Annotated in this window: 11 protein-coding genes; 9 read left to right on the top strand and 2 right to left on the bottom strand. The window is 71.0% G+C overall.

Translation table 11 applies throughout. The annotated features are described in order from the left end of the window. The first annotated feature begins 445 nt into the window (after positions 1 to 445). Complete coding sequence (locus NH2_RS16170; RefSeq protein ID WP_084505594.1) at positions 446 to 2,734, top strand: molybdopterin-containing oxidoreductase family protein; 2,289 nt, start codon at positions 446 to 448, stop codon at positions 2,732 to 2,734. Positions 2,735 to 2,826: 92 nt separating this feature from the next. Here NH2_RS16170 and NH2_RS16165 read toward each other — a convergent pair whose 3' ends face one another. Both NH2_RS16165 and NH2_RS16160 read right to left on the bottom strand, forming a co-directional pair. Then, positions 2,827 to 3,270: a hypothetical protein gene (locus tag NH2_RS16165; RefSeq protein ID WP_067654386.1), complete on the bottom strand. Its 444-nt coding sequence runs from the start codon at positions 3,268 to 3,270 to the stop codon at positions 2,827 to 2,829. 66 nt (positions 3,271 to 3,336) lie between these two features. Then, entirely contained in the window at positions 3,337 to 5,436 is a 2,100-nt protein-coding gene (locus NH2_RS16160) for an ATP-binding protein (RefSeq protein ID WP_067654384.1), read from the bottom strand. Positions 5,437 to 6,276: 840 nt separating this feature from the next. On the opposite strand from NH2_RS16160, the gene NH2_RS28825 reads away from it, so the two are divergent. The 8 genes from NH2_RS28825 to NH2_RS16125 all read left to right on the top strand — a co-directional run bounded on the left by NH2_RS28825 (position 6,277) and on the right by NH2_RS16125 (position 20,235). Next, complete coding sequence (locus NH2_RS28825; RefSeq protein ID WP_157103810.1) at positions 6,277 to 6,567, top strand: hypothetical protein; 291 nt, start codon at positions 6,277 to 6,279, stop codon at positions 6,565 to 6,567. 88 nt (positions 6,568 to 6,655) lie between these two features. Continuing rightward, positions 6,656 to 8,392 carry a fatty acyl-AMP ligase gene (locus NH2_RS16155; RefSeq protein WP_084505593.1) on the top strand — a complete coding sequence of 579 codons (1,737 nt, stop codon included), beginning with the start codon at positions 6,656 to 6,658 and terminating at the stop codon, positions 8,390 to 8,392. A gap of 14 nt (positions 8,393 to 8,406) precedes the next feature. Beyond that, complete coding sequence (locus tag NH2_RS16150; protein WP_067654382.1) at positions 8,407 to 8,721, top strand: acyl carrier protein; 315 nt, start codon at positions 8,407 to 8,409, stop codon at positions 8,719 to 8,721. Continuing rightward, positions 8,718 to 14,081, top strand: a complete 5,364-nt coding sequence (locus NH2_RS16145) for a type I polyketide synthase (protein WP_067654380.1) — start codon at positions 8,718 to 8,720, stop codon at positions 14,079 to 14,081. Before NH2_RS16150 ends, NH2_RS16145 begins: the two co-directional genes overlap by 4 nt. Next, a complete protein-coding gene (locus NH2_RS16140) occupies positions 14,078 to 17,140 on the top strand; it encodes a type I polyketide synthase (RefSeq protein ID WP_067654378.1) in 3,063 nt (1,020 codons plus the stop codon). Before NH2_RS16145 ends, NH2_RS16140 begins: the two co-directional genes overlap by 4 nt. Further along, positions 17,137 to 17,925 (top strand): thioesterase II family protein, encoded by a 789-nt coding sequence (locus tag NH2_RS16135; protein ID WP_067654376.1) that lies wholly within the window; start codon positions 17,137 to 17,139, stop codon positions 17,923 to 17,925. Before NH2_RS16140 ends, NH2_RS16135 begins: the two co-directional genes overlap by 4 nt. Then, the gene (locus NH2_RS16130; protein WP_084505592.1) at positions 17,909 to 19,276 is read left to right on the top strand and encodes an NAD(P)/FAD-dependent oxidoreductase; all 1,368 of its coding nucleotides are present in this window, start codon (positions 17,909 to 17,911) and stop codon (positions 19,274 to 19,276) included. Before NH2_RS16135 ends, NH2_RS16130 begins: the two co-directional genes overlap by 17 nt. Next, complete coding sequence (locus tag NH2_RS16125) at positions 19,273 to 20,235, top strand: AfsA-related hotdog domain-containing protein (protein WP_067654372.1); 963 nt, start codon at positions 19,273 to 19,275, stop codon at positions 20,233 to 20,235. The genes NH2_RS16130 and NH2_RS16125 overlap by 4 nt, the downstream gene beginning before the upstream one ends. Positions 20,236 to 20,261: the final 26 nt, after the last annotated feature.

The raw sequence follows: 20,261 nt of genomic DNA, 5'->3' as shown, positions 1-20,261 counted from the left end.
CGAGAAACCGGATCACCTCTGCCCCACTGGGCACATCAGTCACTGCAGTCCCTGGTACCCGAACGGTTGCCTGGGCAAACGAAAGCCCGGCCAGGCCCGTCCGGCTAACCCTCACGTTGCTGGTGCCATGCCGATGACGGCTGGAACCGCCCGGAACCGGAGGGCGAACTGATCACAATGCCGCCGAGATTTTCGATGTCTGGATCAATGAATCTAGATACTCTAGATAAATGACGACTCCTGCAGCGGTCTGCACGAGCCCGGGCGCGGCCCCAGGGGCTTCTCTCGTGACTGTCACACCACGATCAACAAATTCGGCGATCCGGGTGTCCCGAGCTTTGAGGCGTCACTCCACGCGGAAGCCCAGGGTTTACCGCGGCGCCGCGAACGACCACCGGGCACACCACCGCCCGCCTACGGGCACAGTTACCAGGAGAAGATAGAGATGTCGCCGTCTGACACCAACGGGATCGCCCCTGCACAACCCCGGCCCGACAACGTCACACCGAGCGACGCCAGGACCGTGCACACCGTCTGCCGCATCTGCCTCGCAGGTTGCGGTCTCAACGTCACGGTCGCCGAGAACCGGGTGCTGAAGATCTCCGCGGACAAGCAGAACCCGCACTCCTGGTCGGACTTCTGTGCCAAGGGACGAACCGCGGGACGGCTCGTCGAGCACCCCCGCCGCATCCTGAACCCGATGAAGCGGGTGGCCGGGGGATACCAGGAGGCCACCTGGGAGGAGGCCATCAGCGACATCGCCACGCGATTGACCGCGATCATCGACGCCGACGGGCCGGACGCGCTGGCCAGCTACTGGGGCAACCCGGCAGGCAACTCCTCATCGAACGTGATGTTCATGAACGGCTTCCTCGACAGCATCGGCACCCACAACCGCTACTACGTCGGTTCGGTGGACCAGAACGCCATGCACGTGGTCGCGACGGCCATGTACGGCTCGATGCTCATGACGCCCATCTCCGATGTCGACAACTCCGACTACTTCATACTGGTCGGCGCCAATCCCGCGGTCAGCGCCTGGAACTGGGTCGAGAACGTGCCGGGCGGCTGGAAGCGCGCGCTGGCGCGCCAGCGACTCGGCGCCAAGATCGTCGTCGTCGATCCGGTGCGCACGGAGAGTGCCGACAAGGCCGACGTGCACATCGCTGTCCGCCCGGGTCAGGATTGGGCACTGCTGCTGGCGATGGTCAAAGTCGTCTTCGACGAGGGCCTCGAACACGAGCAGGACTGCCGCGACCTCGCCACCGGAGTGCCCGCGCTGCGCGCCCTCGTCGGGGACGCCGACCTCGATGATCTTGCGGCGCGTTGTGATGTTCCGCGCGAGCGCATCGAGCAGATCGCCCGGGAGTTCGCCCTGGCACGGGGCGCGATGGTCATCACGCGGACAGGGGTCTCCCTGCATCTCGCGGGAACCGTCGCCGAGTGGCTCGGGCATGTGCTCAACGTGATCACGGGCCGGATGGACCGTCCGGGTGGCAGGCGGTTCGAGCCGGGGTACGTCGACGCGCTGAAGCTCTGGGACACCATGGCCAAGCCCATGACGCACCGGAGTCGCCTGCAGGGCCGGGAGATGACGGCCGGCCACCACGGGCTCGACGAATTGCCGGACGAGATCACCACACCTGGTCCGGGAAAAATCCGCGCCATGGTGATCAACGGCGGCAATCCGGTGGTCTCGGGAGCCGACGGCACGAGGCTCGACGCCGCTCTGCAGACCCTCGACCTGCTGGTCGTCATCGACCTGGTGCAGCGCGAGAGCCACCGCCACGCCCACTGGCTGCTGCCTGCCGCTCACTGGCTGGAGCGCAACGACCTGCACGCCGTCTCCAGTGGCCTGCAGGACCAGCCGTTCGTCCAGTACGGCCATCGCGCGGTCGACCCGCCGCCGGGGGTGCGGGAGGAATGGGAGATCTTCGCCGACCTCTCGATCGCCATGCGGAAACCGCTGTTCGGGGTGAAGGGCGTGAACGGCTTCATTCGTGCCACCCGGGCGCTTGCCAGGGTGACGCGTCGACGCGAACTCGCGTTTCATCCACAGTGGATCAACCGCCTGCTGGTGGCGACGGGCCGAAAGGTGAAATGGCGGGACATCCTCGCCCACCCGCACGGGCTGGTCTTCGGAGAGCGCGAATTCGGCCACTTCAAGGATGCTCTCAAGACCGAGGACAAGAAGGTCCACGCCGCGCCACCGGAGTTCGTCGACCGCGCCCGAGAACTCCTCGCGGAGCCACATCCGCAGGCGCCCGCCGGCTATCCGTTCCAGCTCGGCAATCAGCGCCACCGGCACTCGATGAACTCGATGCTCAACGACCTCGAGGGCCTGCACCCGTCCGGGAAGCGGAATACGGCGCTTCTCCACCCGCAGGACGCCGCGGCGCTCGGCATCGACGAGGGTGACCTGGTCCGGGTCTACTCGCCGGTCGGCGAGATCGAGTTGCCCGCGACGATCTCCGACCGGCCTCGGCGGGGAGTGGTGATAGTCGACCACGGCTGGGGCTCGGGGGTCTTCGACCCACGAGGCGGCTCGGAACCCCAATACTTCGGGGTCAACCGCAACCTCGTGGTCGACGGCTCGCAGGTCGACCCGCTGTCGCAGACACCAGCACTGAGCTCCTCGTATGTGGCCGTCCAGCGTGTCGCTCCCGCGGCCGCCACGGTCGACGACCCGGTCGAATCCCAGCAACGATCCCGTCGTCGACCGGCGACGACATAGCTGTGAGGTAGGCGCAGTCGCGGTATGTGCCGGTCAGTGAACCGCCCCGGGGTCGATGCCGTTCTCTGGATCTGCTCCTTCTGCCGGGGTATCTATGCCAGGTCGGAGCCGAAGAAGCGCTGAAATTCGGCGACTACTGCCGCGCCACCGGCGGCGATCAACTGCTCGGCGACGGGGTGGGCGATCAGGCCGGTTACGGCCGCCGCGAGGTAGGGAAGTTTGCGGGTGAACCAGTCACGTACCGAGTGCATGGCGGAGACATTCGGCAGTGGTGCGGTGATCGCGTTCTCGAGATCGTCGAGATTCTCTCTTGCCTGGTCGGCAAGGGGTCCCTCTGTGGGCAATTGTTCGCGGAGGCGGGCGAATTCTTCGCGAAGTGCCGCGAGGTCCGCGGTGGGAGTGTCTTCTGCGCTGTTGCTCGTGTCGGTTCGGCTGACAGTGTTGTGGTGGCCCACCGTGAACTGGCCGGACGCGTTGCCGCCGACGTTGATCGCGTAGCGTTCCGACCCGGTTTGATCGACTGTGTTTTCGGCCATGTGCTGTTCCCTACTTCGACGAGGTTTACCGATCGGCGGTGGCCGATCGGCGGTGGCCTGTTGTGTTCATCTGAGCGGTGGCTTTGTGTCGAGTGCAGTCCCGTTCACCTGGATCGAGATCTCGTTGTCGCCTCGTGATGCTTTGACGACGATGCGGGCTGTGTACTTTCCGGGTGTGTCGGCTCGGAAGGTGATGACGCTGGTGCAGCTGCCCTGGTCGCATGTGAAGGGCGTCATGGTGAAGACCGATGGGTCGTCGAGCTCGGCGGTAGCGGGATTCAGGCAGTCGGCCCACTGGACGAGTGTCGCGGTTCCGGTGACGGGCTTTCCGGCATCAGCGGTGAGGTCGGGACCGTCTCCCTCGGCGTGTGGGCTGGACGAGCACAGATCTTCGGCGGACGGCGTCGGCTGCGTTGTCGATGCCGGTATCGAAGTCGAAGTGGGACTCGGCAACGTTGTGGCGGAATCGATGTCGCGGCCGTGGTAGGACCGTGATGGCGTACTCGCCGTTGGTCCCGCAGGTGTCGTGGTTTTCGTCGGCGGTTCCGGGCGGACCGTGGTCGGGGCAGACAGGATGGTGGTCAGCGAAAGAGCGGGGGCCGGCGGGAGTTCGGTGACCAGAGCGGATTGCGAATTGGCCACCGGTGGCGGCTGATCCATCACGACCGTCGCTCCGGCGATGCCTCCTGCCACCACGATCGCGGCAATGCCGGTCGAGGCTGCGGGATGTGCGGTGATCGCGGTCTTCACAGCCCTTCCGACGGTCCACTTGGTGGCGGCGTGGCCGAGCAGGACGCCACCCCCGGCGGCGCCTGCGATGGTGGTTGCGGTAGCGAGCCCGCTGGCTTTGCGGCGGAGGCGGTCTTCGTTCTGGAAGTAGGCGCGGTCGATTTCCGAGCCGCAGGATGCCGCGGCGGTTTCACCGAGCCGCAGCACGGTGCCCCAGGCACCCCACTGCAGCGTTGCGGCGAGGACCGGGGCGAGCGTGCGAGCCAGAGCACAGGAGGGCTCGGCGCGACCATCGGCGATGGCGGCGTCGAGGACCTTGATCAGGACCGGAGCCTGGTCGGCGATCAGTCTCGGTGTCGCATCGGCGCTCACCCAACCGAGCAGCGGGGTGATGAATCCGGCCACGGCCGGCGCTGCCGGTGCCCATGCCCGTGCTACTGCTTGCGGATCGACTGCGAGCCGAAACCGCGTCCCTCTTTTCTCGGCGACAGCCACGCGGACCAATTCCTCGAGTGTGGTCTCGGCGTCGGCATCGCCGGTCAGGGCCCGACACAGAGCCGGAGTGAGCAACGCTCCGCCTGCGGCATACAGCGCGCTCACACTGCGGCGGGATTGCTCGGAAAGCCCGGTGAGCAGGGTGCGTTGCAGCGTCTGCGGATCGGCGGCAATGGCGGTGTCGCCACCGTCGCGGATCCAGGCGGCGGCCTGCATCAGCGCGCGAGGATGCCCGTTCGCGACCCTACACACACGCTGCGCGACTTCGGCGAAGTCGCCGAGCCCGCCGCCGAGTTCGACGGCCAGCAGCGCGAGCGCCGATTCCTCGCCGAGTCCGCGGAGCTCCAGGGAGTGCGCCTGGCTCCAGGCGACGCGCTGAGTGGTCGAGACGAGTATGTCGCTGGAGGGCAGAGCGTCGATGAGTTCGGTCAGTTGCTCGGCGGTACCTTCGAAGTCGTCGACCATGATCACGGCGTGGATGGATCCCATGAGCCGGCGCAGGTGCTGATGGTCGGGGATGTAGCCTGGCGCGTCGTAGCACGACTGGAACACCTGCTGGATGACATCAGCCGGGTCGACTCCGGCGGCGTGCAGGTACACCACGTCGTGGCCGTCTTCGACCCGTTCGGCAGCGAAGCGGGCCAGCAACGCCGACTTCCCGATTCCCGTCGCGCCGTGGACCTCGACGGGCCTGCCCTGTTCGACCCACTGGGTCAGCAGCGCCAACTCGGTGTCCCGCCCCACGAGTTCACCGCGGAGTTTGGGAAGCGGGCGAGGCACCGGTGCTGTGCGCTTCTTGACCGGTGGCGGGGCGGAGTTGTCTCCGGCGATGTAGGAGCCCTCGACATTGATCACGAAGTTGTGGTGCCCCACCACCACCTGGCTGCTCGCTACGTCGCCGCCGACGTGAACTCCGGCGCCCTGTTCGCGCTCGCTGGTCATAATGAGTCCCCCTTCAGCGGCACCAATCCTAATCTCGAGTACAGGCTGAGATCGGCCGAATGCCCTGTAGTTCAGATACTTTCGTTTGATAGAGCCGAAACGACAGGTCGGTTTTCAAGGGTGTGAGCTCTCGGCGCACCGACAAGTCTCCGCGAAGCAGTTGCGGGTCCACACGAGTGTTCGACTACTCGATCGCGGGCTGGTCGATCGAGTCCCGCCAGGACGCCGCCGCCCTGGTCGTCAACGCCCTGGACATGGCGCGTCAGCGAGCCGGGCGGTCCGCCCGGCCGTCGCCTGGACCGAGCACCGGCTGCGGACGTGCGCGCGGGCTCCACACCGTAGTGTGCAGAAGGTTGAACGCGCGGGGCGAATTACTTCGTAATTCGCTATCGGCCCGCTGTCAAGACCCGAGTTCTCCGGTCGGCGCATTAGCGAGAACCGCAGCGCGGTTACTCGAGAGAAGTAATACTGCGGAGGATTTCCTGTAACTTCGGTCACGCATCCGAGTTGCTGCGTATGATTTCGCCGCATGCAGAAGCCCTGACAGGAGGCGCGTTCGTCCCGAATGGGCCGAACCGGACACCACTTCTGTTACCGCAGGCGCACCCGAAGCGACAGTTTCAGCCATCGGACCTAGAATCGCATTCTAGGTCCGACAAAGCCCCGCAAACCACGCTCCGAGCGATGACCGCGTCCCCGTGCAGATTTGCATTACTGCACAGTGTTCTATCAGCGGGAATGCGAGCACAATCGTCGGTATATCCGGCTCGAATTGACAGCTGAGAGCGGGTATTGCACTATTGATTGCGTTCGGGGTTCGGGTGAAGGGGGTAAGTTCGGTTGGCCCATATCTACTTGTCCCGCGATCTGCTTTTGGAAAAGCTGCGCCGAAGCCATGGGATCCGTTCGCTCCAAGAACTGGCGAACCGATCCAAGCTGGATGCATCCACCATCCGCCGCTCCTTCACCGGCACTCCATCGCCGCATCTGATGCTCTTTCTCATGGAGGATCTGGGCATCGATTTGCGGAAGTATCTCGTTTCGGTTCCCGACGATCATCAGGACGGCGTTTTCTCGTGCGCCATCGACGGAATTGTCCGGAAGAAGAAGCGTCGCCAAGTGAAAGCGTGATACGTCAGCGCTGACGGTCGCATTCATTGTATGGGAATCGGGCCCCGCTCTGCTCGCATACGGTCTTGTTTCAGAAATCGGTGGAATAATGACGGAAAGTCCTGCAACGCTGTCTGCGGTTCTTCGTTCGAGGTGCGAGGAAGATCCGGGGAAAATCGCCTACAGATTCATCGCGGATGATCTCGAGGAAACCGAAGTCGTGACGTTCGGCCAACTCGACGGATACGGCCGGGCACTCGGCGCGGCATTGCAGCAGGTGGCCGATCCCGGCGATCGCGTGATCATTCTGGCCACCGACGGCTTCGATTTCGTGCGCGCCTTCGTCGCCTGCCAATACGCGAACATGATCGCCGTTCCCGCGTATCCGCCCTACCCGGCGCGGTCGGCGCAGCGCGTGCAAACCCTGCGTTCCATCGTGAACAATTGCACGCCGACGGTCGTGCTCATCGCCGGCGCCCCGGCCGAGCGCGCCGAGATCGAAGCCGTCGTACCGGAACTGCGTGCGCTGCACTGGGTTCGGATCGAGGAGGCGGGCCTCGACGCGGCCGATGCCTTCCGCCCGGTGCCGGTGCGGCCCGCGGACGTCTCGTTCCTGCAGTACACCTCGGGCTCCACCGGTGATCCCAAGGGCGTGATCATCACGCACGATGCGTTGCTGCACAACGAGCGGCTGATCACCTCCGGCGCCGCGCTCGGCCCGGACGACATCGGCGTCTCCTGGCTCCCGCTCTATCACGACATGGGGTTGATCGGGAACCTGCTCGGCGTGATCGCCTCCGGCACCCCCGGGGTCTTCATGTCGCCGATGACCTTCCTGCACCGCCCGATCCGGTGGCTACAGGCGATCACACGGTACGGCGCGACGATCTCCGGCGCCCCGAACTTCGCCTACGAGCTCTGCCTGCGCCGGATCCGCCCGGAGGACCGCGAGGGGCTGGAGCTGTCGAGCTGGAAGCTGGCGTTCAGCGGCGCCGAACCGGTGCGCGCGAGCACCCTGGACGCGTTCACCGCGGCCTATCGCCCGCACGGCTTCGACGCCGCCGCCTGGTACGCCTGCTACGGACTGGCCGAGAACACCGTGATGGTCTCCGGCGCCGACCTGCCCGGCCGCGGCCCCGTGCGCCGCCGCGTCTCCGCGGCTCAGCTGCGGGAGGGCACGCTGACCGCCCCGGATGCCGAGCCGGACGCCGTCGAGATCGTCGGGTGCGGCACCGCCCGCCTGCACCGGGAACTCGCCATCGTCGACCCGGCCACGCTGCGCCGCTGCCCGGACGGAACGATCGGGGAGATCTGGTCCGCCGGCCCCGACGTCGGGGCCGGGTACTGGGATAACCCCGAAGAGACCGCGCACACCTTCCACGCGCGCATTGCCGACACCGGCGAGGGCCCGTTCCTGCGCACCGGCGACCTCGGCGCCGTGCTGGACGGTGAGCTGTTCGTCACCGGGCGGATGAAGGACCTCATCATCGTGGACGGGCGCAACCACTACCCGGCCGATCTCGAGGAGACCGTCGACGGCGCGCACGAGCGCATCCGCCCCGGCGGCAGCATCGCCTTCAACTTCGAGGTCGTCGGGGACGAGCGGGTCGCCGTCGTCGCCGAGGTCACCACGCGCGATCCCGGGGAGCTGCTCCGCATCGAGCGGGCGATCCGCGGGCGAGTCAGCGCGGGCCACGGTCTCCGCGTCCACGAGATAGTGCTGGTGAAGCCGAACTCGGTGCCGCGCACCTCCAGTGGCAAACCACGCAGGCGGGCCTGCCGGACGGCTTTCCAGCGGGGGGAATTGAAGCGTCTCGGTGTACTGGATCCCGCTACCTCGGTCTGAAAAGGGTGCTGCGAATGACTGACAATTCGATCGAAACGGTTCGAGTTCCCGACCCCCGCGTCCTCGGTGCGCAGCGGACCGCGGACATCATCGCCGACTGGATATCCGCCGAGATCGCCGAGATGCTGGAACTGCCGGTCTCCGAGATCGATCCGGACGGCCTGTTCCTCGAAGTGGGGCTCTCGTCGGTGCAGGCCGTCGAGATCTCCGACTCGCTGCAGCGGTGGCTCGGCCGCGACCTGCCGCCGACGCTCGCCTACGACTACCCGACGATCAATGCCGTCGCCGCCTATCTGGTGGAGGAACTCTCCGGGACGGCAGCCGGATGAGCGAACCCATCGCCCTGGTCGGTATCGGATGCCGATTTCCCGGATCCCGCGGCACCTCCGAATTCTGGGACGTCCTGAGCACCGGGCGCGACACGATCGGCGAGGTGCCCGCCGACCGGTGGAGCCTCGACGAATTCTTCGCCGAGCAGCCGGGAACGCCGGGAACGCCGGGAAAGATGAATACCCGCTGGGGCGGATTCCTCGACGATATCGATGGTTTCGACGCTGATTTCTTCGGGATCTCCAGGCGCGAGGCCGAGCGCATGGACCCGCAGCAGCGGATCGCGCTCGAGGTCGCGTACGAGGCGCTGGCCGACGCGGGGATCCCGATCGCGCATCGCGCCGCCGCGACCACCGGTGTGTACTTCGGCGCGTCGACCTATGACCACGGCGCCGCGATGCAGGCCGCGGGCACGTCGCCCGGGATCTACGACGGCACCGGTGCGGCGCTGAGCATCATCGCCAACCGGGTCTCCTACAGCCTTAACCTGCGCGGGCCGAGCCTGGTCATCGATACCGCGTGCTCGTCGTCGCTGGTCGCGATGCACCTGGCCTGCCAGGCGCTGCGCGCGGGCGAGGTCGACGTCGCGATCGCGGGCGGGGTCAACGTGATCACCAGCCCAGGGGTAGCGATCATCTTCAGCCAGGGCGGGCTGATGGCGCCGGACGGCCGCTGCAAGACCTTCGACCATCGCGCCGACGGCTATGTGCGGAGCGAGGGCGCGGGCGCGGTCGTGCTCAAGCCGCTGTCCGAGGCCGAGGCCGACGGCGACCGGATCTACGCGGTGGTGCTCGGCGGGGCCACCAACCACGACGGCAAGACCAACGGCCTGACCGCGCCGAGCCGCATCGCCCAGGTCGAGCTGCTGCGCGCGGCGTACCGGGCGGCACAGGTGGATCCGGCGGCGGTCGACTACGTCGAGGCGCACGGCACCGGCACCGCCGTCGGTGATCCGATCGAGGTCTCCGCGCTGGCGCAGGTGCTCGGCGCGGGTCGGGAGACCGCCCTGCGAGTCGGCTCCGCCAAGACCAATGTCGGCCACCTGGAGGCCGCCGCGGGCATCGCGGGCGTGATCAAGCTGGCGCTCACGCTGCACCACCGGACGCTGACGCCGACCGTGCACTTCGAGCGGCCCAATCCGCTGCTCGGTCTCGACCGCGTCCCGGTGGTCGTGCAGCAGCGGCGGGAGCCGTGGCCCGCCACCACCGACCGGGCGCCGCTGGCCGGGGTGAGCTCGTTCGGATTCGGCGGCACCAACGCGCACCTGGTGCTCTCCGGTGCCCCCATCGCCAGCGCTCGCGATGCGGCCTCCGAGCCGGCCGGCGCCGATCGCGCTGTGCTGCTGCCGATCTCGGCGCAGTCCGAGGAGCAGCTGGCGAGCCGGGCAGCGAGCTGGGCGGCATTGGCGGACGAGCACGCGGGCGATGCCTGCTGGCTCGCGGCCGCCGCCGGTGCCGCGGCGCTGCGCACCGGGCACCAGCGCCACCGGATGGCCGCGGTGGTCAGGACCGCCGGCGAACTCGCCGCCGGCCTGCGGGCCGGGCCGGACACCGCGGCGCCCGGCGTGGCCGGGCCGCGCGCCAGAGCCGTCCGGACCCCGCGCGTCGCGTTCGTCTTCCCGGGGCAGGGGCCGCAGTGGATCGGGATGGGACGCAGGCTCGCGGCCACCGTGCCGGTCTTCCGCGATGCCATCCGCGAGTGCGACGCCGCGCTCGCGCCGCTGCTCGGCACCGCGCTCTGGGACGACGGGTCCGGGCTGACGGCCGTCGGAACGGCGCAGGTCCAGCCCGCGCTGTTCGCGATCCAGGTGGCGCTCGCGCGCACCTGGACGGCGTGCGGCGTGCAGCCGTCGGCGGTGATCGGCCACAGCATGGGCGAGGTCGCGGCGGCGTGTGTCTCCGGCTCGATATCCCTGGCCGACGCCGCGCGCATCGTCTGCGCCCGCAGCACGCTCGCGACCGAGATCTCCGGGCGCGGGGCGCTCGCCGTGCTGGAGCTGGACGCCGCCGAGACCGCCGAGCTGCTGGCCCCGCGGGCCGCGCTGCTGTCGGTGGCGGCCGTGAACGGCCCGCGCACGACGGTGGTGTCCGGTGCTGCCGCCGCCGTCGACGAGCTGGTCGCCGAGATGTCGGAGCGCGGGATCTTCGCCCGCCGCATCGCCGTCGAGTTCGCCGCGCACAGCCCGCAGGTGGAGCCGCTGCTGCCCCGGCTGCGCGCCGCGCTGACCGGGCTGACGCCCGCCGCCGGCGCCGTGCCGATCTACTCGACCGTGCACGGCGGGCTGCTGCCCGGCGCCGACCTCGGCGTCGACTACTGGCTGCGCAACTTCCGCGAACCGGTGCTCTTCGGCCCCACCGTCGAGCAGGTGCTCGCGGACGGCAACACCGTGCTCGTCGAGATCGCCCCGCATCCCGTGCTCGGCCACGCGCTGAACGAGCTGATCCGCACCGCCGGGACCGAGGCCACCGTGCTGACCTCGCTCGACCGCGACGCCGACGAGCAGGTGAGCCTGCTGACCGGCCTCGGAGAGGCCTACACCCACGGCGTCGCCGTCGACTGGTCCGCGCTGTATCCCGACGCCGTCCCGCACACCGACCTGCCCGAGCCCGGCTGGGACCACCAGCCCTTCCCGCCGATCCGCCTCGCGGCCCCCGATCGCGCCGACGCCGCACCGGCCGCGCGCAGCGGCGCCGGCCTGCTCGGCAGGCGCATCCCGGTCGGGGTCGATCCGTCGATGCGGCTGTGGGCACTGCCCTTCGACAGCACCAATTTCCCCGAACTCGCCGACCACACCGTGGACGACCTTGCCGTCGTTCCCGGTGCGTACTGGCTCGGCGCGGTCACCGAGGCGCTCGGTGGCGCAGGCCCGGTCGTACTCGGCGATGTCGAGTTCCTGGCGCCACACCCGGTCACCGAGCGCGGCGCCGGGCTGCTGCAGCTGGCGCTGCTGGATTCGGGGCGCGAATTCCGGATCGTCTCGGCCGTCGAACCCACCCCGGTCGAGCATGCGCGCGGCCGGGTGCTGCCTGCGGGCGACGACCCCGTCGCGGTCGATCCGGACGGGGCGCGGGCGCGCTGCGGCACGGCGGCGAGCCTGCCCGAGCTCTATGCCCGCCTCGAGGAACTCGGCCTGCACTACGGCCCCGCCTTCCGTGGGCTGAGCGAGCTCGCCTGCGGCGACGGGGAGGCACTGGGCCGGATCCGCCGCCGGGACGGGACGGCCGCCACCGGCGGCATGCTGCATCCCGCGCTGCTCGATGCCTGCCTGCACACCGTCGCGGCGGCTGTCGGCGGGGAGACCGCGGCCGCGGGAGCACTGCCGCTCCCGGTCGGGGTAGAGCGGGTGTGGGCCGCGACCGCGGCCGCGGCACCGGCCACCGGATGGGCGCACGCCCGGATCCGCCTGGTGCGGGGCCACGAGGTGCTTGCCGATGTCAGCGTGTGGGACGACTCCGGCGAGATCGTCTGGCAGGCGATCGGATTCGCCGTCCGCACGACCGCACCGCGGCGCGCCGTCGACGAGGGCAGGCTCTACCGGCTGCGGTGGGACCGGCAGGCGCTCGGCGCGGCGACCGCGGGCGACGGCCGCACCTGGGCGCTGCTCGGCGGCGGCGAGCTCGCCGCGGCGCTGACCGCCTCGCTGACCGCGGCCGGTGACCGGGCCCACCTGCTCACCGCCGCCGATCAGCTCCAGCCGGAGACCGCGGAGCTCGGCCCGATCCATGCCGTTGTCGACCTGCGCGCCGTCGCGGCGGCGCACACCGCGACGGCGGCGGCGACGGCAGGTGCCGCGCTGCGGCTCGCCCGGGAACTGGCCGGGCGATCCGACCGCCCCGCGCTGTGGCTGGTCACGGCGGGCACCCAGGAGCTCGCCGCGACGGTCGCCTCCCCTGGCGCGGGCTACGCCGCCGTGTGGGGGCTGGGCCGGGCCATCGCCACCGAGCTGCCCGGATTGCGCTGCGGCCTGGTCGACCTGAGCTCGCCGGAGGCCACGGCCGACGACGTCGCGGGGTTGGCCGCGACGCTGCGGAGCCGGGAACAGCCGGGTCAGGCGATCGTGCGCGCCGGGGCCGTGCTGGTACCGCGGCTGGTGCCCGCGCCCCCGCGGGCAGGCGCGGAGCCGAAGCCGGTGCGCACCGACCGCACCCACCTGATCACCGGTGGTTTCGGCGCGCTGGGGCAGGCGCTGGTCGAGCATCTGCTCGGCCGGGGGGCCAGGCACGTGGTGCTGGCGAGCAGGCGGGGCGACGACGACCCCGCGGCGCGGGCGCTGCTGACGCGCTGGCGCGCGGCCACACCGGATCTCGACATCCGCGCCGCGCGGCTCGATGTCGCCGACGGCGCCGCGATCGCGGCGCTGGTGGCGGAGATCCAGGCGAGCGGGCACCCGCTGTCCGCCGTCTACCACGCGGCCGGTGTGCTCGCGGACGCGCTCGTCACCGATCTCGACGACACCCACCTGACCCGCGCCATCACCGGAAAGGCGCTCGGCGCCCAGCATCTGCACGAGGCGACCGTGGGGCTGCCGCTCGACGACTTCGTGCTGTTCTCCTCGCTCGCGGGCATTCTCGGCTCCCCGGGGCAGGCGGCCTACGCCGCCGCGAACACCGTGCTGGACACCATCGCCGTGCAGCGCGCGGCGGCCGGGCTGCCCGCGGTGAGCATCGCGTGGGGTACCTGGGCGGGTGCGAGCCTGGCCTCGGCCGGGGTGGATCGGCTCGCCGCGCGCGGGCTCCCGCCGCTGCGGCCGGAGATCGGGTTGGAACTGCTGACCGCGGCGCTGGCGAGCGAGTTGCCCGTCGTGGTCGCCGCCGCATTCCGGCCGGAGGGCCTCGGCAGGAGCCTGGCCTCGGCCCCGCCCGCCACCAGGACCCTGCTCGAGCCGATCGTCGGCAGCCTCGATCAGCCGCGGGCTGTGCGCGGCGCCGCGCTGGCGGCGGTGCGCGCGGCGCAGACCGACGACGCCCGCCGCGATGTCGTCGCTCGCTACCTCACCGAGCGGGTCGCCGCGGTGCTGGGGACGACCCCCGCGGACGTCGATCCGCGCGTGCCGTTCCAGGAGGTCGGCATGGACTCGCTGACCGCCATCGAGCTGCGGGACCAGCTGGAGACCGCCTTCGACACCCGGCTCTCCGCCGCGCTCTTCTTCGCCCACCCCACGGTGGAGAGCTTCGCGGACGAACTCGCGGCTCGGCTCGGGACAGTGGCGCCCGCGTCCGCTGCCGCACCCGACGTGGCCGACGGCGAACCGGACGGCGGCGAACCGGACGACGACGACCTGTCGGCACTGTCCGACGACGAACTGACGGATCTGGTCGAGCGCGAACTCGGCCTGATCCGCGGAAGCGAGAGCGCATGACTGCCGTTGCACCGGAGCCGGTCTCCCGCGAACGGGTACTGCTCCAGCAGGCGCTGCGAGAGCTGCGCAGCACCAGGAAGAAGCTCGAACAGGCGACGAACCGGACGCCGGAGCCGGTCGCGATCCTCGGCGCCGCGGCGCGGCTGCCGGGCGGCGCGCACACGACGGCGGCGTTCTGGCAGCTGCTGCGCGACGGCGTCGATGCGGTCTCGCCGCTGGTCCACACCGTCGACGGCCGCCGCGGCGCGCAGGCGACCGCGGCCGAGGAGCCGGGCCGCTGGGCCGGGCTGCTGGACCGGATCGACGCCTTCGACGCCGAGTTCTTCGGCATCGGCGCCGACGAGGCCGACCACATGGACCCGCAGCAGCGGCTGGTACTCGAGGTCGCCTGGGAGGCAATCGAGGACGCCGGCTACACCGTGGCCGAGCTGCGGGATCTGCGGGTCGGCGTGTTCATCGGCCTCTACGGCACCGACTACCTCGGCCTGCAGTTCGGCGCGCCGGACCGGCTCACCGCGTACACCGCACCGGGCGGCGCGCACAGCATGGCGGCCAATCGGCTGTCCTACCTGCTGAACCTCACCGGTCCCAGCGTGGCCGTCGACACCGCGTGCTCGTCGTCGCTGGTGGCCGTGCACCTGGCGACGAGAGCGCTGCGCGCGGGCGACTGCGACCTGGCCGTTGCCGCCGGGGTGAACGTGATCCTCTCGCCGATGTCGACGCTGGTCACCGGGAAGGTGCTGCCGCTGGCGCCGAGCGGCCGGTGCCGCACCTTCGACGCGGGCGCCGACGGCATCGTCCGCGCCGAGGGCTGCGGCGTCGTCGTGCTCGGCCGCCCGGCCGAGGCGGCGGCGCCTGGGCGCCGGGCCAGGGCGCTGATCCGGGGCACCGCGATCAGCCACAACGGCCGCACCAACGGCCTCACCGCACCCAACCCGCGCGCCCAGGCCACGCTGCTGCGGGCCGCGCTCGCCGACGGCGGGATCGACGCCGGGCAGGTGAGCTACCTCGAGGCGCACGGTACCGGCACCGCGCTCGGCGATCCGATCGAGGTGGACGCGCTCCGCGATGTGTACGGCAGCGGGCCTGGCACCTGCGCCATCGGTTCGGTCAAGACGAACTTCGGGCACCAGGAGGCAGCGGCGGGCATCACCGGCCTGATCAAGTCGATGCTGATCCTGGAGCACCGGGAGGTCCCGCCGCATCTGCACCTGCGGGAGCTGAACCCGGAGATCTCGCTGGACGGCACCCGGCTGCGGATCCCGACCTCGGTGCAGCCGCTGCCGGATTCGGACAACCCGCACTGTGCCGCGGTGAGCTCCTTCGGGTTCGGCGGCGCGAACGCCCACATCGTGCTGCAGGCCGCGCCACCGGTCGACGCGCGGGAGCAGGCGGCGCCCGCGGCGTTGGTGCTGCCGATGTCGGCGCGCAACCCGGCCGCGCTGCGCGAGCTGGTCGCCCGCTACGCCGAGCTGCTCACCGCGGAACCGGAGGCGGCGGCCGCGGTGTGCGCCATGGCCGCGCTGCGCCGCGAGCACCACCGCTACCGCAGGACGGTCACCGCCGATTCGCCGCGCGGCCTGCTGCGGGCACTGCGCAGGCCGGTACTCACCGCCGAGCCCGCGGTAGCCACCGCACCGCGGGTCGGGTTCGTGTTCAGCGGCCAGGGCAGCCAGTGGGCCGGGATGGGGGTCGAGCTGTTCGACCGCGAACCGGTCGCCCGCGCCGTGCTGACCGAGTGCGATGCGATCGTCGGCCGGCTGGCGGGCTGGTCGATCCTCGAGCAGCTGCGGGCCAGCGCCGGATCGCGGCTGGCCGAGACCGCCGTCGCCCAGCCGGCCGTCGCCGCGGTGCAGCTCGCCCTGGACGCGCTCTGGCGTTCGTGGGGCGTCCGCCCGCACGCGGTGGCCGGGCACAGCATGGGCGAGATCGTCGCGCTCTGCGCCGCCGGTGCGCTCGATCGGGAGCAGACCTTCGCGCTGCTGCTGCGCCGCGGCGCGGTCTGCGAGATCGCCGCGGGCGGGGCGATGGCGACCATGGAGCTCGCGGCCGCGGCGGCGGCGCGGTACACCGAGCCGTGGGCGGGCAAGGCGGGCGTCGCGGCCGTGAACGGCCCGGTCTCGACCGTGATCAGCGGCGCCGCCGAGGCGGTCGCCGCCATCCTGGCCGCGGCGACGGCCGACGGCGTTCGCGGCAAGGAGCTCCACGGCGGCTACGGCTTCCACAGCCCGCTGCTGGAGGGCGCGGGGGCGGAGCTGGGCGAGCTGCCCCGCCCAGTGGCGCCCGCGGACGGCGTAGCCGTGTACTCGACGGTGACCGGCACCGAGGTCGAACCGGAGACGCTCGCCGCCGGGCACTGGCACCGGAACCTCGCCGGCACCGTGCTTTTCGCGCCGACCGTCGAAGCGATGGCGGCCGACGGCATCACGGTCTTCGTCGAGCTGGGGCCGCATCCGGTACTGATCAGGCACATCGGTGAACTGGCCGAGCCCGTGGCAGGCAGGCATTGCGCGGTCGGCAGCCTGCATCGCGAGCGTCCGGCGACCCGCTACGAGGCGCTGGCACGGCTCTGGGATTTCGGCCTCGAGCTGGACTGGGCTCGCATTACCGGCGAGCCGGGCGCGTACACCGCACTGCCCGGCTATCCGTGGCAGCACCGCAGGCACTGGCTGTCCCACATCAGCGAACCGGCCGCGACCCCCGCCGCCACCGGAGGCGACGGAGTGCCAGAAACCGTTTCCTCCGCGTGCGCCGAGAGCGGCCGGGTACTGCCCGAATCACTTTCCGAGCGGGCCGCTTTCATCGAGGGGTACCTGCGCGACCGGCTCGCCGACGCCCTCGATCTGGACGGCGCCGAGCAATTGCCGCCCGACGTCGCGGTGCAGGATCTAGGGCTCGACTCGCTGGTCGTCGTCGAGCTCAAGAACCAGGCCGAACGCGACCTCGGGGTGCGGGTTCCGCTGGCGGCGCTGCTGGAGGGCGGCTCGCCCGCCCGGCTCGCCGAGGCGATCGTCGCCGCGCTCGCGGGGCCGGGGACGGCCGCGGCGGGTGGCGCGTGAGCGCCGGGGCCGCGGTGCGCACGCTGCCGGGCGGCCTGACCTGTACGCGCCCGCAACCGGACCCGGCGCTGCGGCTGGTGTGCCTGCCGTACGCGGGCGGTGGCCCGCATACCTACCGGCGCTGGCCCGCCGCGCTCGCCCCCGCGCTCGAGGTGTGGACGCTCTCGCTGCCCGGCCGCGCCGGACATTCCGACGCCGACCTCGAGGTCCGCTGGCCGCAGCTGGTGACCGGGGTCGCGGAGTCGATCGCCCGCCGGCTGGGCGGCCCGGTCGTCCTGTTCGGGCACAGCCTCGGCGCGCTGGTCGCCTTCGAGGTGGCGCGCGCGCTGACCGCGGCCGGGCACCCGCCACTGCACCTGTTCGTCTCCGGCCGGGCCGCGCCCGCGCAGCTCGCCGCGCTCCCCTGGATCGCGCTGCCCGCCGACGACATGGCGCTGCTGGACGAGCTCGACCGGCGCTACGGCGGCGTGCCGGCCGCTGTCAGGGACAACCCGGAGCTGCTCGCCTGGTTCCTGCCGTCGATCCGGGCCGACCTGGAGCTGCTCGCGGGCTACCGCTACCGGCCGGGGCGGCTGCACTGCCCGATCACGGCGTGCACCGGCGTCGACGATCGGGAGGCGAGCCCGGCACAGCTGCGCGGCTGGGCCGCGGAGACCACCGGACCGGTCACCACCCGGGTCTTCGACGGTGGCCACTTCTATCTCACCGAATCCGAGGGAGCGCTGATGCCGCTGCTCCGCGCCCTCGTTCCCGGACAGGAGGGGTCGCGTGACGGAACGGTATGACGTGGTGATCGTCGGCGGCCGCTGCGCCGGTTCGGCCCTGGCGACCCTGCTGGCGGGGCGCGGACTGCGGGTGCTCGTGCTGGAGCAGGCCAAGGTGCTGCGCAACACCCTTTCCTCGCACATCTTGCAGACCGACGCCGTCACCTTCCTCGACCGGATCGGGCTAACCGAGCGGATCATGGCCACCGGCGCACCCCTTATGACCAGAGTGGACAGCCGGATGGACGACTTCCACGCGATCATCGACTACCCCCTGGAACCGGGCGATGTCGGCGGCGCGCTCGCCGTCCGCCGCGACGTGCTCGACCCGCTACTGGCGGATGCCTCGATCGCCGCGGGGGCGGAGGTCAGGTCCGGCGCGAAGGTCACCGGTCTGGTGCACGACGCCGACGGCCGGGTTGCGGGCGTGCGGGTGCTGCACGGCGGCGCCGAGCAGACGGTGCTCGCGAGCCTGGTGGTCGGCGCGGACGGACGCCGCTCGACGATCGCCGAGCTGTGCGGCGCGCGCCGCTACAACGTCACCGAGAACGAGCGCTGGTACTACTTCACCTATTTCGAGAACACGCGGTGGGACGAGCCGACGTTCGTCTTCCACCGCTGGGGCGATCGGCACGTGTTCGCCGGCCCCACCGACAACGGCCGCTACATCGTCGGGGTCTCCCCCGAACACCACGAGCGCGAACAGTTCCGCGCCGACCTGCACGCCTCGGTGCTGGCGCACGCCGTCAGCTGCGCGCCGGTCGCGCGGGCGCTGACCGACGCCAGGCAGGTCGACAAGATCTACGGCATCACCGGTTTCGAAGGCTATTTCCGTGAGCCGGCCGGCCCCGGCTGGATCCTGATCGGCGATGCGGGCCACTTCAAGGACCCCGCCGTCGGCCGCGGCATCGCCGACGCGTTCGCCCAGGCGCAGCACGTCGCCGAGGTCATCGGCGCGCACCTGGGCAACGGCACCGACCGGCTGGACCGGGCGCTGGCCGCCTGGGGGCGGGCCCGCGACCGCCGCTACGCCGACTACTACTGGATGGCCACCGACATCGGCTGCGCGGGCCCGGTGCCCGCGGTGTACCCGGCGATGCTGCGGCAGCTGGAGCGGCGCCGCCGGTCCGACGACTACCTGCGGCTCTACAGCCACCGTCGGAGCCCGACCCAGCTGATGCACCCGCGCTACCTCGGCGCCGCGGTCATCGCGCTGCTGCGCGCGCCGGGGCCCCGCGCGGTCGTCGGCGCCGAGCTGATGGCGGCGGTCGGCCGCGAGATCCGCCGCCGCTACCGGTCGATCCGCCCCGTCTTCGCCACCGCGGCCGACGCCGCCGAACCCGTCCCGCAGATCGGAGCCGCTGCCCGATGACAACGCACCTGACCCGCCGCACCGCCGCGGAGCTGAGCTTCGAACAGACCGTGCCGCGCGCGCTCGCGCATCGGCACAACCTGGCCGAGGTGATGATCGCCGACTCCGCCGAGACCGGTGACGACAGCTACGCCGTCGCCTTCCACGTGCCCCGCGCGCACCTGCTGTGGTTCGACCGGCACCCGGCCTTCCACGACACCTTCGCCGCCGCCGAGGCGGCACGGCAGGCCGCGTTCGTGGTGATCCACCGGCATCTCGGCGTTCCGGTGGGGCTGCCGTTCACCATGCACCGCTTCGACTTCGAGGTCATCGACCACGCCAGCTTCGCCGATGACCGGCGGTCCGCGCTGCAGGGCACCTTCCACTACCGGACCTCGAACCGGGACAGGCGCGGCGACCAGCAGGGCAACCTCTCGTTCGAGGGCACCGCGCAGATCGGCGACGAGACCGCGCTGACCTTCACCGGCGACGTCGTCTTCCTGCCCGGTGACGACTACCTGGCGCTGCGCGCCTTCCAGCGCAAGCGCAGGCCGGCCGCGAGCGCTCCCGCCGCTCCGGTGCCACCGCTGCCACCGGAGCGGGTCGGCAGGCGCGACCCCCGCAACGTCGTCGTGGGAGAACCGGACGGCGACACCTACCCGATCCGGATGGACCGCGACCACCCGGCGTTCTTCGACCACGACTACGACCACGCACCGGGGCCGCTCTGCGTCGAGGCGTTCCGGCAGGCCGCGCTCGACGCGGCACAGCGCGCCGGGCTGATCACCGAGCCCGATCGGACCGCGGTGGTCGCCGTCGCGGCCACCTTCACCGATTTCGCCGAGATCGACGCCGCCGTCGAGTGCGTCGTCGAGCTCGGCCCGGCGAGCGCGACCGGCGAGATCGACGCCGCCGTGCGGCTGTGCCAGTTCGGCGTGACCATCGCCGACGGCACCCTGCTGCTGCGCACCCTGCACTGACCGTCACCGCTTACGGAGGACCCGAA

The sequence above is a fragment of the Nocardia harenae NBRC 108248 genome (genome assembly GCF_001612885.1).
Classification (GTDB): Bacteria; Actinomycetota; Actinomycetes; order Mycobacteriales; family Mycobacteriaceae; genus Nocardia; species Nocardia harenae.
Note: the sequence above shows the minus strand (reverse complement) of the source record. Positions and strands in the feature narration are given on the sequence as shown.

What these genes read in the sequence shown, in the direction of transcription:
- NH2_RS16170 (WP_084505594.1), top strand. Translation starts at nt 446, where the DNA reads ATGTCGCCGTCTGACACCAACGGGATCGCCCCTGCACAACCCCGGCCC.
- NH2_RS16165 (WP_067654386.1), bottom strand. Translation starts at nt 3,270, where the DNA reads ATGGCCGAAAACACAGTCGATCAAACCGGGTCGGAACGCTACGCGATC.
- NH2_RS16160 (WP_067654384.1), bottom strand. Translation starts at nt 5,436, where the DNA reads ATGACCAGCGAGCGCGAACAGGGCGCCGGAGTTCACGTCGGCGGCGAC.
- NH2_RS16155 (WP_084505593.1), top strand. Translation starts at nt 6,656, where the DNA reads ATGACGGAAAGTCCTGCAACGCTGTCTGCGGTTCTTCGTTCGAGGTGC.
- NH2_RS16150 (WP_067654382.1), top strand. Translation starts at nt 8,407, where the DNA reads ATGACTGACAATTCGATCGAAACGGTTCGAGTTCCCGACCCCCGCGTC.
- NH2_RS16145 (WP_067654380.1), top strand. Translation starts at nt 8,718, where the DNA reads ATGAGCGAACCCATCGCCCTGGTCGGTATCGGATGCCGATTTCCCGGA.
- NH2_RS16140 (WP_067654378.1), top strand. Translation starts at nt 14,078, where the DNA reads ATGACTGCCGTTGCACCGGAGCCGGTCTCCCGCGAACGGGTACTGCTC.
- NH2_RS16125 (WP_067654372.1), top strand. Translation starts at nt 19,273, where the DNA reads ATGACAACGCACCTGACCCGCCGCACCGCCGCGGAGCTGAGCTTCGAA.